The sequence below is a fragment of the Pseudomonas sp. genome (assembly GCF_036387035.1).
In the GTDB taxonomy this organism is placed as follows: Bacteria; Pseudomonadota; Gammaproteobacteria; order Pseudomonadales; family Pseudomonadaceae; genus Aquipseudomonas.
Genome location: NZ_DASVUM010000087.1, coordinates 1 through 13387, shown reverse-complemented (window position 1 = coordinate 13387; position 13387 = coordinate 1). Strand labels below are relative to the sequence as shown.

General features: G+C 61.2%; 14 protein-coding genes. 6 read left to right on the top strand and 8 right to left on the bottom strand.

Annotation, left to right across the window (positions count from 1 at the left end; all coding sequences use genetic code 11):
- Positions 1 to 60 precede the first annotated feature (60 nt).
- Positions 61 to 792 carry a C40 family peptidase gene (locus VF672_RS07955; protein WP_331103385.1) on the bottom strand — a complete coding sequence of 244 codons (732 nt, stop codon included), beginning with the start codon at positions 790 to 792 and terminating at the stop codon, positions 61 to 63.
- 250 nt (positions 793 to 1042) lie between these two features.
- Between VF672_RS07955 and VF672_RS07950 the strand changes: the two genes are divergently transcribed.
- Positions 1043 to 1459 carry a TM2 domain-containing protein gene (locus VF672_RS07950; protein WP_331103383.1) on the top strand — a complete coding sequence of 139 codons (417 nt, stop codon included), beginning with the start codon at positions 1043 to 1045 and terminating at the stop codon, positions 1457 to 1459.
- Positions 1460 to 1679: 220 nt separating this feature from the next.
- On the opposite strand, the gene VF672_RS07945 is transcribed toward VF672_RS07950, so the two are convergent.
- From VF672_RS07945 to gshB, 7 genes are all read right to left on the bottom strand, one after another.
- Positions 1680 to 2951 carry a dihydroorotase gene (locus VF672_RS07945; protein WP_331103381.1) on the bottom strand — a complete coding sequence of 424 codons (1272 nt, stop codon included), beginning with the start codon at positions 2949 to 2951 and terminating at the stop codon, positions 1680 to 1682.
- Positions 2948 to 3952: an aspartate carbamoyltransferase catalytic subunit gene (locus tag VF672_RS07940; RefSeq protein WP_192135527.1), complete on the bottom strand. Its 1005-nt coding sequence runs from the start codon at positions 3950 to 3952 to the stop codon at positions 2948 to 2950. Before VF672_RS07940 ends, VF672_RS07945 begins: the two co-directional genes overlap by 4 nt.
- A gap of 12 nt (positions 3953 to 3964) precedes the next feature.
- Positions 3965 to 4486 carry a bifunctional pyr operon transcriptional regulator/uracil phosphoribosyltransferase PyrR gene (gene pyrR / locus VF672_RS07935; RefSeq protein WP_331103376.1) on the bottom strand — a complete coding sequence of 174 codons (522 nt, stop codon included), beginning with the start codon at positions 4484 to 4486 and terminating at the stop codon, positions 3965 to 3967.
- A gap of 76 nt (positions 4487 to 4562) precedes the next feature.
- A complete protein-coding gene (ruvX, locus tag VF672_RS07930) occupies positions 4563 to 5003 on the bottom strand; it encodes a Holliday junction resolvase RuvX (protein WP_331103374.1) in 441 nt (146 codons plus the stop codon).
- On the bottom strand, positions 5003 to 5572 hold the full coding sequence (locus VF672_RS07925; RefSeq protein ID WP_331103372.1) for a YqgE/AlgH family protein: 570 nt from the start codon (positions 5570 to 5572) through the stop codon (positions 5003 to 5005). Before VF672_RS07925 ends, ruvX begins: the two co-directional genes overlap by 1 nt.
- Before the next feature lie 133 nt (positions 5573 to 5705).
- On the bottom strand, positions 5706 to 6608 hold the full coding sequence (locus VF672_RS07920) for an energy transducer TonB (RefSeq protein ID WP_331103370.1): 903 nt from the start codon (positions 6606 to 6608) through the stop codon (positions 5706 to 5708).
- Between the two features lie 284 nt (positions 6609 to 6892).
- A complete protein-coding gene (gene gshB / locus VF672_RS07915) occupies positions 6893 to 7846 on the bottom strand; it encodes a glutathione synthase (protein WP_331103367.1) in 954 nt (317 codons plus the stop codon).
- 240 nt (positions 7847 to 8086) lie between these two features.
- Between gshB and pilG the strand changes: the two genes are divergently transcribed.
- From pilG to VF672_RS07890, 5 genes are all read left to right on the top strand, one after another.
- On the top strand, positions 8087 to 8497 hold the full coding sequence (gene pilG / locus VF672_RS07910) for a twitching motility response regulator PilG (protein ID WP_065991170.1): 411 nt from the start codon (positions 8087 to 8089) through the stop codon (positions 8495 to 8497).
- A gap of 45 nt (positions 8498 to 8542) precedes the next feature.
- Positions 8543 to 8908: a twitching motility response regulator PilH gene (gene pilH / locus VF672_RS07905; protein WP_331103364.1), complete on the top strand. Its 366-nt coding sequence runs from the start codon at positions 8543 to 8545 to the stop codon at positions 8906 to 8908.
- A 16-nt stretch (positions 8909 to 8924) separates the two neighbouring features.
- Positions 8925 to 9464: a chemotaxis protein CheW gene (locus VF672_RS07900; RefSeq protein WP_331103362.1), complete on the top strand. Its 540-nt coding sequence runs from the start codon at positions 8925 to 8927 to the stop codon at positions 9462 to 9464.
- 257 nt (positions 9465 to 9721) lie between these two features.
- Positions 9722 to 11758, top strand: coding sequence for a methyl-accepting chemotaxis protein (locus VF672_RS07895; RefSeq protein WP_331103360.1), 2037 nt, complete (start codon positions 9722 to 9724; stop codon positions 11756 to 11758).
- Positions 11759 to 11836: 78 nt separating this feature from the next.
- A partial coding sequence (locus VF672_RS07890; protein WP_331103358.1) for an Hpt domain-containing protein occupies positions 11837 to 13387 on the top strand: 1551 nt, incomplete at its 3' end.

Genomic DNA, 13387 nt, shown 5'->3' with positions numbered 1-13387 from the left:
AACGAACGGGGGCGCGAATGAATTCGCGCCCCCGTTGATGTCTTCAACCCGTATGTGCGATCAACGCTGGGCGATGCGCACGGTGCCTTTTTGGCTCGGCGGCTGCTTTGGCAGCACACGCTTGGCGACGACGTAATGGCTGTCCCAATACGGCTTCTTCAGCGTGTCGATCGTCACGGACTTGCCACGGCGTGGCGCGTGAACGAATCGATCGTTGCCCAGGTAGATTGCAACGTGATTGACCTTGCGGCTCTTGATGTTGAAGAACAACAAATCGCCCGGCTTCAGATCCTTGCGGTCAACCTTCTGCCCGTGCCCTTCGGCCATGGCGTTGGATGTGCGCGGCAAATCGACTTCGCTCACGTCGTTGAAGGCATATTTCACCAGACCGCTGCAGTCGAACCCTTTTGTTGGGCTGGTGCCGCCCCAACGATAAGGTGTACCGATGGCATTCACGGCCCGGTTGACGACGGTGCTGCTCTGTTTGGTGCCCATCTGCGCCGTGTTGGCCAGGGCGACAGTGTTTTGCGAAATCTTGCGGGTGCTGCGGGGAGATTTCCCTTTAACAGCCTTCGCTCGCTTGCCAGAGGTCTCGAGTGGAGTAGCCGTCTGTTCCAGTGCAGCCATTGCAGCCCGTTGAGCTGCGATGTTGCGTGAAACGGATTCCGGCGACTCGGACCTGGCAGTGAAACCGGTGAAGCTGGGTGGAAGCGTTTGCTCACGATTGGTGGCGTGGGCGGCCAGTGGCATAAATAGACAAATAGTCAGCCATGTCTTCAAAAATGGACGCATTAGGCAGGGCTCTTGTTGGTCAGCGCGCAACTTTATAACAGCTTTTTGTGAAAATCTGAGGCCACTTGTCGAACAATTTACTGCCCTGAAAGTCAGTTTTAGCCTCAGTATGGACATCTCACGGCGCTGATCACCTTGCAGAACAAGGGTTTGCAGGATTGAAAAGAGGTTCAAGCCATACGTCGGACGGCGCTACGAAAGTCACAAAACTTACGCATATTTTTTTCTATTGCAGCAGTCGAGGTCAACAATGAACACCTATCATCCTGACGTTCAACGTCCCGATACCCACAGCAAGGTCATGGGCTATGTGCTCTGGATTGTGGGATTCACTGGCGCCCATCGCTTCTATTACGGCAAGCCGGTCACCGGTACGATCTGGTTTCTCACCCTGGGCCTTTTAGGCATTGGCTGGCTGATCGACCTGTTCCTGATCCCGGCAATGGACCGGGAGGCGGACCTTCGATTCAACGCGGGCTCGACCGATTACAGCCTCGCCTGGATCCTGCTGACCTTTCTGGGTGTCTTCGGTGTACACCGGATGTATCAAGGCAAATGGATCACCGGGATCATTTACCTGCTCACCGGTGGCCTGGCGTTGATTGGTGTGCTGTATGACTTCTGGACCCTGAATGACCAGATCTCAATGAAGAACGCGCGCAAGTAACTGACCGTACCCCTACACAGGCGGTGTTAGCTCGGGGAGTACGCAACACCCTGTAGGAGCCGGCTTGCTGGCGAACACGATGGATCAGTCACAGATGATGTAAATGACCGATCGCGTTCGCCAGCAAGCCGGCTCCTACGGATTTGGGGGTCGGTAGGAATTCCCTGAAAAGAAATCCCGCCGATGTGGATCAGTTGTAACGGATCACCCAGCGCGCTGATTAACCGATATAGCTAACCCGGCCATCCACAAACGTGTATTTCACGGCACTCGGCAGGCAATGGGCGAGGAACGGGCAGTTCTCGCCTTTTGATAGCCACTTTTCGCCCGCAACCGTTGAAGCGGCTGGATCGAACAGCACCAGGTCCGCTGGCGAGCCGGCGGTGAGGGTCCCGGCGGGCAGGCGCAACGCGGCGGCGGGGCCGGAGCTCAGGCGTGCCAACAGTGTCGGCAGGTCAAGCAGACCGTCTTCGACCAGTGTCATCGCCAGTGGCAGCAGCAGCTCCACGCTGCTGATGCCCGGCTCGGTCGCACCAAACGGAGCCAGCTTCGCGTCACGCTCATGGGGCTGGTGATGGCTGGAAATTGCCTGCACCACACCTGACTTCACCGCATCGCGCAGGGCGTCGCGGTCTGCACGTGTGCGCAGGGGAGGCTGCACGTGGTACAGGCTCGAGAAGCCGGTCAGGGCCTCGTCGGTCAGGATCAACTGATAGAGCGCCACATCCGCCGTTACCGGCAGGCCGCGCGCTTGCGCCTGGGCAATCAAGGCCACACCTCGTGCGCTGGTCAGTTGAGTGAAGTGCGCACGCACACCGCTTTGCTCGACCAGCAAAAGGTCTCGCGCCAGGGCCACCGTTTCGGCGGTCTCAGGGATGCCTGGCAAGCCAAGGAACGCAGCCGTCGGACCATCGTGGGCCAGGCCGCCTTCAGCGAGGTCGTGGTCTTGGGAGTTGAAAATCACCGTCAGGTTGAACGTCGCGGCATATTCGAGGGCGCGGCACAGCGTGCGGTTGCTGCGAAAATTCACCATGCCGTTGGTGAACGCCACGCAGCCCGCGTCGCGCAGCGCAATCAACTCGGCCAGTTGCTCGCCTTCCAGGCCCTTGCTCAGCGCGCCGATGGGGTACACCTTGCTGTGGCCGGCCTCACGGGCGCGGTCGAGGATAAGCTCGGCAACGGCGGAGGTGTCCAGCACCGGTTTGGTACGCGGCGGGCAGCACAGGCTGGTAACGCCCCCTGCTGCGGCGGCGCGGGTTTCGCTGGCGATGTTGCCCTTGCGGCTGTAGCCCGGCTCACGCAACGACACGTTAAGGTCGACCAGGCCGGGTGCGGCGATGAGGCCGGCGGCGTCGATGGTTTCGGTAGGACTGAAACCGGCAGGCGCCGCGCCGAGGGCGAGCACCTTGCCTGCTTCAAAATGGATGTCGATGACTTTATCCAGACCGCTGACAGGGTCGATGACGCGAGCGCCGAGGATGCTGAACTTCACTGGGCGATCTCCTGCTCGAACTGACGTTGTGCGGTTTGGCCACTCATGGCCATGGACAGTACGGCCATGCGCACCGCGATGCCGTAGGTCACCTGATTGAGGATCACCGAATGCGCGCCGTCAGCCACTGCCGATTCGATTTCCACGCCGCGGTTGATCGGGCCCGGGTGCATCACGATGGCATCGGGCTTGGCGCCGGCCAGTCGCGCGGTGGTCAGGCCGAACAGCCGGTAAAACTCGCCTTCACTCGGCAGCAGCCCGCCTGACATGCGCTCGCGCTGCAGGCGCAGCATGATCACCACGTCGACGTCCTTCAGGCCTTCGGTCAGGTCGGTGTACACCTTCACGCCGTATTGCTCGACGCCGACCGGCAGCAGCGTTTTCGGCGCGACCACGCGGATGTCCGGGCAGCCCAGTGCTTTCAGCGCGATCATGTTCGAGCGAGCCACGCGCGAATGCAGGATATCGCCGACGATCGCCACCGAGAGGTTCTCGAAATTACCCTTGTGGCGGCGGATGGTCAGCATGTCCAGCATGCCCTGGGTCGGGTGCGCATGGCGGCCGTCGCCGCCGTTGATAATCGCGACCTGCGGACTGACATGTTCAGCGATGAAGTGCGCTGCGCCGGAGTCGCCGTGGCGCACCACGAACATGTCGGCGGCCATGGCCTCCAAGTTGCGCAGCGTATCGAACAGGGTCTCGCCTTTGCTGGTCGAGGAGGTCGACACGTTCAGCGTGATGACATCCGCCGACAGCCTCTGCGCCGCCAGCTCGAACGTGGTGCGGGTGCGGGTCGAGTTTTCGAAGAATACGTTGCACACGGTTTTGCCGCGCAGCAACGGGACTTTCTTCACCGCCCGGGCGCCGACTTCCAGGAAGGAGTCGGCGGTGTCGAGGATTTCAGTAAGCAGTTCGCGGGGCAAACCGTCCAGGGACAGAAAATGTTGCAGCTGGCCCTGATGGTTCAGTTGCAGCGGGCGCTTGGCGTCGAGAGGCGTCATCGCAAAGGACTCTTAGAGGGCGGCGGAATCGGTGGAAAGGTCTTGCAGCTCAAGCGCCAGCGGCATTGGTCCGGAGAGCTTGACCCGTTCGTTCGGCCCCAGTGACAACGTCGCGCCCGTCACATTGGGCCGGATGGGCAGGTCAGCGGCGTCCAGGTCGAGCAGCGACACCAGCGTGACGCTGCCCGGGCGGCCGTAATCGAACAGTTCGTTGAGCGCCGCGCGAATGGTGCGCCCGCTCATCAGCACGTCATCGATCAGCACCAGGTGCTGGCCTTCGATCTCGAACGGCAGCTCCGACGGACGCACTTGTGGGTGCAGGCCGTTCTGGCTGAAGTCGTCGCGATAAAAGGAGACGTCCAGTGTTCCGAGCGGCGACTGGATGTTGAGGGCCTCAAGGAGCGCCTGCGCGACCCACACGCCACCTGTGCGAATGCCGATGAAGCGAGGCTCGTGAATGCCACGTTTGTTCAGGTGCGCGGTGAGATCAATGGCCATCTGGCTGATCAGTTCGGCGGGATTTGGCAGGCTCATGGTTGCTCCTTCAGGTGCCCCGACGTGCGCTGCAAGAACGGCCGGGGTAGATCGAATTCGGTGCAGCGTAGCGTGATCAGGTTTCAAACAGCGCGGTATTGGCTTCTAGCCAGCTTTGCAGCAGAAGCGCTGCGGCAATGGCATCCACGGGGTTATCCCGGTAGCTGCCGTGCTGGCCGCCACGAGAGGCGCGCTCGCCCTTGGCTTCGAAAGTGGTCAGGCGTTCATCGTGGGTGTAGACGGGCAGGTTGAAGCGGCCGTTGAGCTTGCGTGAAAACTTTTCGGCGCGTGCGCTCATCTCGCTCGGGGTGCCGTCCATGTTTAACGGCAGGCCGACAACGATGGCATCCGGTTTCCACTCGGTGATCAGCGCCTGAACCTTGTCCCAGTCCGGTACGCCGTTCTGCGCTTTCAATGTGCAGAGCTCACGGGCCTGCCCGGTAATCACCTGGCCCACCGCCACACCGATCTGTTTGGTGCCGTAGTCGAATCCCAGCAATAGGCGCAGCCCGGCCATCAGGCGTGACCCGCCTGGCTGGTCAGCAGGCTGAGGTTGATCCCCAGCTTGGCCGCAGCGGCGTCGAGGCGGTCTTCACTTTCAACCTCGAACAAGATCGCAGGGTCGACCGCACAGTTGAGCCAGGCGTTGGCGGCAAACTCGGCGTCAAGCTGCCCCGCGTCCCAGCCGGCATAGCCCAGGGTGATCAGATTTTGATCAGGGCCGTAGCCGTCCGCGATAGAAAAGAGGACATCCTGAGAGGTCGAAAGCGAAATGCCGCCCAGGTCCACTGTTGCCTGAAAGACCGGGCCGGAAGGGTGCAGCACAAAGCCGCGATCGGTTTGCACCGGGCCGCCGAGATGAATGGGAATGGCCTTGCACCGCGTGGGTGGCGGCAACTCGGGGCGTAGCTGTTCAAGGATATCTGCCAGCGACAGGCTTTGCGGTCGATTGATGACCAGGCCCATGGCGCCATTGGCATTGTGCTCGACGATGTAGGTCAAGGTCTGAGCGAAGTTCTCATCGTGCATGTGGGGCATGGCGATCAGAAACTGGTGTTTGAGGTACGACGGAGAGACGTTTTTCATGAGCCCTAGTGTGGCGTCGCGGGGCTGATGTGACAACTAGGGGATGAGGCGTAGGATGTAAAAACTGTGGGAGCGTGGCTTGTTCCGCGATCGGCGGGGAACCCGTCGCGGCGTTCAGCGGACCACGCCTGCCTTAATTACTCGACAGCTTGTCCCCGCGCGCGAATTTCCAGGTGCGGATGATCTCAAGGCGGTCGATGTCGGCGAGATCGCCACTGAACGGCGCAAACGGTGCGGCCAGCCGGACGATCTTCTGCGCCGCCTGATCCAGCAACGGCTGACCCGATGACTCGAGAATCAGTACTTCATACAGTGAACCGTCGCGATTGATCGACACCATCATGCGCAGGCTGCCGTATACCTGTTTGCGACGCGCTTCGTCCGGGTAGTTCAAGTTGCCGACGCGCTCGATCTTCTTGCGCCAGTCCTCTTTATACCAGGCGCCTTTGTCGCGCATCGTCGAGGCGGCGCTCAACCGGTGAATCTTCGGTCGCTTGGCGTAGGCCTGCTGCTCGTCCGCCAGCTCCGCCTCAAGGCTGGCGATTTCGCTGTTCAGCTGAGTGCTGTCGATGGTCGGTGCGACTTTCTTTTGTTCTTCAGGCTTGACCTCGTCGCGCTTGGCAACGGTCTTCTGCGGGGACTGGGCTTTGGTGGCAACAGCGGTCTTCGGCGCATCCTGCTTGACCACCGGCTTGGCGGCAGGCGGTGGCGTCACCTTGTTGATCTGGTTGTCTTGATACGGCGCGATTTCGGTGGTCTTGGGCACCGCTTTCTTGTCGAGGGTGCCGCTGCCCTGCTGGTTTTCCTGGGCCAGGAAGTCAGCGTCCTTGGGCTTGGTGTCGCTTCTGAAGGGGGCGAGCGTAATCTCGAGGGTCTGGCTGATCTTATCCGGTTTAACGAAGGTAAAACCAACGCCAAGGATGACCGCCAGGTGCACCAGTGCGGCGATCATCAGGGTAAATCCGAGACGATCGGCAGGGCGCACGCCGGTGCGGGTCAGGGACAGGGGGAGATCATCGTCGACCGCAGCGTTCATCCACGCTCCGGCAGCACTTGTGCCAGCATTACTCACTCACCTAGCGCAAAAATTCAGGCCGCGCATGATAACGCAATGTCAGGGCTTGCCTGGCGTTTGATGTGGGTGGGCCGATTAGCGGGAGGAGGGCTCGCGGGGCCTGTAGGAGCGTCGCTTGTCCCGCGAACGGCGAGGCACCCGTCGTGAATCCGGCAAATGCGGTACACCAGATATACCGTATTCGCCAAACTTGCTGCCAGTTCCCGGCAGATCGCGGGACAAGCCACGCTCCTACAATGCTGCGGCTAGACCTTCTGCAGCTTCTTTTCGATCACATCCATCAACATCCCGCCGATGTCCGTCCCGAACGCGTTATCGATCTCGCGGATGCAGGTCGGGCTGGTGACGTTGATTTCGGTCAAGTGCTCGCCGATCACGTCAAGGCCTACGAACAACAGCCCTTTTTCCCGCAGTGTCGGGCCGATTTCAGCCGCGATCCAGCGGTCACGGTCAGTCAGGGGACGGGCTTCGCCGCGACCGCCCGCGGCCAGGTTGCCCCGGGTTTCGCCAGCGGCCGGGATGCGCGCCAGGCAATACGGCACGGGTTCGCCGTCGACCATAAGGATGCGCTTGTCGCCGTCCTTGATTGCCGGAAGGTAGGCCTGCGCCATGATCTGCTCCTGACCATGCCGGGTCAGGGTTTCCAGAATCACCGAGAGGTTCGGGTCACCGACGCGGTGACGGAAGATCGACGCGCCGCCCATCCCGTCCAGCGGTTTGAGAATGACGTCGCCATGCTTCGCGGCGAACTCGCGAATGATATCCGCACGACGGCTGACCAGCGTGGGCGGGGTGCACTGCGCAAACTGCGTCGCGAACAGCTTCTCGTTGCAGTCACGCAGGCTCTGCGGCTTGTTGACCACCAGCACCCCGGCACGCTCGGCTTGTTCGAGCAGGTACGTGGCGTAAACGAATTCCATGTCGAACGGTGGATCCTTGCGCATCAGGATTACGTCCAGATCATCCAGGCCGCTGTCGACTTCGGCTTCCAGCTCGAACCAGTGGGCCGGGTCTGCGAAGACTTTCAGCGGTTTCATGCGCGCACGTGCCTGGCCGCCGTCCTGATACAGGTCGTGCTGCTCCATATAAAACAACGACCAGCCGCGGGCCTGCGCTGCCAGGAGCATGGCCAGCGAGCTGTCCTTTTTATAGGAGATGCGCTCAATGGGGTCCATGACGATTCCCAGGCGAATGCTCATGGGTAATATCCTCTGATCGGTAATGGCCACGACAGGCCGAAAATAGGCGTCAGGGTGGCGCCGCGCCGGCTTTGGGTCAAGGGGCAAGGCTTTATGGATTGACCGTGGAGAGTGTGCTAAAAAGGCTCGGCATCCGGCGCCACGCCAGCGGTCTTTGGCGCCTCCCGATGATCCCGACCCAGACCAGATGCCCGGCAGAAGGCAACCCATCTGATTCGCCGCGGCGATGGTAGAGCAGATATGGAACAGCACTCAGCCCCATTGAAAGTGATGGTCATAGACGACTCCCGAACGATTCGTCGCACCGCCGAGACGCTGCTGAAAAACGTCGGCTGTGAAGTGATCACCGCCATCGACGGCTTCGACGCCCTGGCCAAGATTGCCGACAATCATCCCAGAATCATTTTCGTCGACATCATGATGCCCAGGCTCGACGGGTATCAGACGTGCGCGCTCATCAAGAACAACCGGGCGTTCAAATCCACGCCGGTGATCATGTTGTCCTCAAGGGACGGGCTGTTCGACAAGGCCAAGGGCCGCATCGTCGGTTCCGATCAGTTTTTGACCAAACCGTTTAGCAAGGAAGAACTGCTCAGTGCGATCAAGGCTCACGTGCCCGGGTTCGTTGCAGTAGAACAACAACTATCTTGATGCCGACCCCCTCGTGCGGGTCGGCCGTTTCTATGGGGAAGCACCATGGCTCGAATTCTGATCGTCGATGACTCGCCGACCGAAATGTACAAGCTGACCGGTATGCTGGAGAAGCACGGTCATCAGGTCCTCAAGGCCGAAAATGGTGCCGACGGCGTGGCGCTGGCCCGTCAGGAAATGCCCGACGCCGTCTTGATGGACATCGTCATGCCGGGCCTCAACGGTTTTCAGGCGACGCGTCAGCTGACCAAGGACGCTGACACCAGCATGATCCCCGTGATCATGATCACCACCAAGGATCAGGAAACCGACAAAGTCTGGGGCAAACGCCAGGGCGCGCGGGATTACCTGACCAAGCCGGTGGATGAAGAGACCCTCATGAAAACCCTGAACGCGGTGCTCGCGGGCTGACCCCCGGCTGACGCTCATGGCCCGGTCACAAACCGCCTTCCAGTTGCTGCTGGATATTGACCAGCGCTGCCGCTCCCTCGCCGCCGGCCTGCCGTTGCAGGAAACCCGGCAGCAAGGCTGGGGCGGCATCGGCTTTCGCATGGGTGAGCGCCATTACGTGGCGCCCATGGGCGAGGTCGATGAAATCCTCCACGAGCCGCGCTGCGCGGTTTTGCCGGGTGCCAAGCCATGGGTCCGGGGCATCGCCAATCTGCGCGGACGGCTATTGCCCGTCATGGACTTGTGCGCCTTCTTCGGCCACGAACTTTCCCTTTTGCGCAAACACCGACGGGTACTGGTGATCGACTTCGAGGGTGTGTTCGTCGGCTTGCTCATCGACGAAGTGCTGGGCATGCAGCATTTCAGTGAGCGAAGCCTGATGCCCGAGTCGGGACACGACAGCGAACCCGGCGTCGCGCCTTACATACAAGGGCGTTTCGTGCGCGAGCAGGCCTGGCAGGTGTTCAGCCCCAGAGCGCTGGTCCGGTCGCCTGATTTCATGGATGTAGCGCTTTGATGCGCGGCGGTATGGCTGAGCCAGCGTGCCGTATCGTTCACACGTTCCCAGGCGCCTGCGCACGCTCGGCACTTCGGACTGGCCCAACCCCTGTAGGAGCCGGCTTGCTGGCGAAAGCGGTGGACCAATGGCAGATGCGTTGCCTGACACAGCCGGTTCGCCAGCAAGCCGGCTCCTGCAGCAGCGGGTCCGTGTTCCAGCCATTGACCTTCCCACTGACCCTCCCCTAAATCGAACATCAGGCGGAGCCCTGAGACATGAGTCAAACCGGCAAGTCACTGGAAGGCGCGCGCAGTCGATCTCAGATCGTCGTGCTGTTCATCTGCCTCATCGTGTTCATCATGCTGCTGTTCGTGAACTTCGCGTACCTCAGCACGCAATCCAACTACGACAAACAATACATCGGTCATGCGGGAGAGCTGCGCGTGCTGTCCCAGCGCATCGCCAAGAACGCCACGGAAGCAGCGTCGGGCAAGGCGGCGGCGTTCAAATTGCTGGCCGACGCGCGCAACGACTTCGACACGCGCTGGCAGTATTTGAAAAAAGGCGACAAGAACACCGGCCTGCCTGCCGCGCCGGCAGCGGTGGGCGATGAGCTGAACGCGGTGCAGAACGACTGGGAAAACCTGCGCAAAAGCACCGACGTCATTCTTGCCCGTGAGCAGACCGTGCTTTCGCTGCATCAGGTGGCGGCGACCCTTGCCGAGACCATCCCGCAATTGCAGATTGAGTCGGAAAAGGTGGTGGACATCCTGCTGCAAACCCGCGCCCCCGCCAGTCAGGTGGCCCTCGCCCAGCGCCAATCGCTGCTGGCGGAACGCATACTGGGCGCGGTCAACACCGTATTGTCCGGAGACGAAACAGCGGTGCAGGCAGCGGATGCTTTTGGGCGCGATGCCAGCCAGTTCGGGCGTGTGCTCAACGGCATGCTCGAAGGCAACCCGACGTTGAAGATCGCCCAGGTCGAAGACCGCGATGCGCGGGCGCGGCTGGCCGAGATTGCCGAGTTGTTCCAGTTCGTCTCGGGGTCCGTCGACGAAATCCTCGAAACGTCGCCGGAACTGCTCGAAGTCCGCGAAGCGGCGGGCAGCATCTTCAACCTCTCCCAGACGCTCCTCGACGAAGCCTCGGTGCTGGCCAACAGTTTCGAGCACATGGCCGGTGGCCGCGCAGCCTACAGCTATGGCGGTTACATTCTGGGGTTGCTCGCGCTGGCGTCGATCATCCTGATTGGCCTGGTCATGGTCCGCGAAACCAACCGGCAACTGCGCGAAACCGCGGAGAAGAACGAGCGCAATCAAAACGCAATCATGCGCCTGCTCGACGAGATCGAGGACTTGGCCGACGGGGACCTGACCGTGGCCGCTTCGGTCACAGAGGACTTCACCGGTGCGATTGCCGATTCGATCAATTACTCCATCGACCAGTTGCGCGAATTGGTGTCGACCATCAACCTCACCGCCGAGCAGGTGTTCGGCGCCGTAAAGGACACGCAGACCACCGCCACGCAACTGGCCGCCGCGTCCGAGCATCAGGCATTGCAGATCGCCGCGGCGTCCAACGCCATCAATGACATGGCGACCTCCATCGATCAGGTCTCGGCCAATGCCTCCGAATCCGTTGCAGTGGCCGAACGGTCCGTGACGATCGCCAACAAGGGCAACGAGGTGGTCCACAACACCATCACCGGCATGGACAACATCCGCGAGCAGATTCAGGACACGTCAAAACGCATCAAGCGTTTGGGCGAGTCGTCCCAGGAGATTGGCGACATCGTCAGCCTGATCGATGACATCGCCGACCAAACCAACATTCTGGCACTCAACGCTGCGATTCAGGCGTCGATGGCCGGCGATGCCGGGCGCGGGTTTGCCGTGGTGGCCGATGAAGTTCAGCGGTTGGCCGAACGCTCATCGTCGGCGACCAAGCAGATCGAAACGCTGGTGCGCGCGATTCAGAACGACACCAACGAAGCGGTCATCTCCATGGAGCAAACCACGGCAGAAGTGGTGCGGGGCGCCCGGCTGGCGCAGGATGCCGGTGTCGCGCTCGAAGAAATCGAAGGGGTTTCGAAGATCCTTGCCGCGCTTGTCGAGAGCATCACTAACGCGGCGCAGCAGCAGGCTGCGCTGGGTCAGCAGATCTCCTCGACCATGATGGTGATTCAGCAAACCACCACGCAAACCACTTCAGGCACGGCGGCGACCGCCAGAAGCATGGGCAACCTGGCGAAGATGGCCAGCGAGATGCGCCGCTCGGTGTCCGGCTTCACGCTTCCGGACTCGCGGCATTGATGGCCGTTTTGAAAGCCGGTTTGATCGTCCCTCTCATGCAGAACAACCAGCGTCAAAGCACAGGCAATCGGAGTCACCATGGCTGACCGTCACGATTACGTGGCCCTGGAGTGGGTCAAAGGCGAAATAGCCGATACCCTCGCACACGCCCGACAGGCACTGGACACCTTCGTCGCCCGGCCGCATGACGTGGCGGCAATGGACGAGTGCCTGGAACTCATCCATCAGGTTCATGGCAGCCTGCAAATGATCGAGTTCTACGGCGCCGCCCTGTTTGCCGAGGAAATCGAACAACTGGCGCTGGCGCTCAAAGACGGGCATGTCGCTCAGGAAAACGAAGCGATTCATCTGCTGAACCTGGCCATGACCCAGTTGCCGTTGTACCTGGAGCGTGTGCACACCGGCCGCCGCGATCTGCCGCTGGTGGTGCTGCCGCTGCTTAACGACTTACGCAGCGCCCGGGGCGAAAGCCTGCTGTCGGAAACCAGCCTGTTCTCGCCTCAATTGCTGTCGATTCCTGCCCTCGATGCTCAGGCGCTGGCCGAGCGCGACAGCCCGGAACTGCCGGCCAGGCTGCGCAAGCTGCGTCAGACGCTGCAAACCGCGCTGGTCGGGCTGCTCCGTGATCAGGATGTGCAGACTCAGTTGGGCTACATGGGCAAGGTGTTCGCCCGCCTTGAGGGGTTGTGTGCGGACGCGCCGCTCGAACCGCTTTGGCGCATTGCCTCTGCGCTGGTCGAAACCATGGTCAGCGGCCATTTCACCAACAGCCCGGCGCTGCGAAGCCTGTTCAAGGACGCCGACAAAGAACTCAAGCGCTTGCTGGATCAAGGCATTGACGGGATCAACCAGCCTGCACCCGACGAACTCCTGAAAAGCTTGCTGTTTTACATCGCCAAATCCGACAGCGAGGCGCAGAAGATGACGGATTTGAAGGATCAGTACGCGCTCGCCGATGCCTTGCCGCACAGCGCGCTGGTGGATGAAGAGCGTGAGCGCATGGCTGGCCCGGATCGGGACGCCATGCGCTCGGTGATCATCGCTTTGTGTGATGAGCTGGTGCGCACCAAGGAGCGGCTTGATGTGTTTGTGCGCGGCGACCGTCAGCATGTCAGCGAGCTGAATGCGCTACTGCCGCCACTGCGGCAGATCGCCGATACCCTGGCGGTGCTGGGTTTCGGGCAACCGCGCAAAGTCATCATCGATCAGATGAGCGTGGTGCAGGGCATGGCCCAAGGGCAGCGCGCGCCCGATGACGCCACCTTGATGGATGTCGCTGGAGCGCTGCTGTATGTCGAATCGACCCTGGCGGGCATGGCCGGGACGGTTAACCAGAGCAGCCGCGAAGAGAGCCGTCTGCCAACCACGGACCTCAGCCAGATTCATCAATTGGTCATCAAGGAAGCACGCATCGTTCTGCAGCAGGCCAAGGACGTCATCGACGCTTACGTCGATGGCGAGCTGGACCGTGCACGTTTGCAGCCGCTGTCGGAACAGTTGGTCCAGGTGCGCGGCGCACTGGCGATGATTCCGCTGGCGCGGGCATCCGGCCTGCTGGCGGCCTGTAACGAGTACATCACCGAACACTTGCTGGTCGACGCTGAAAGCCCGGCCGCATCGCAGCTCGAT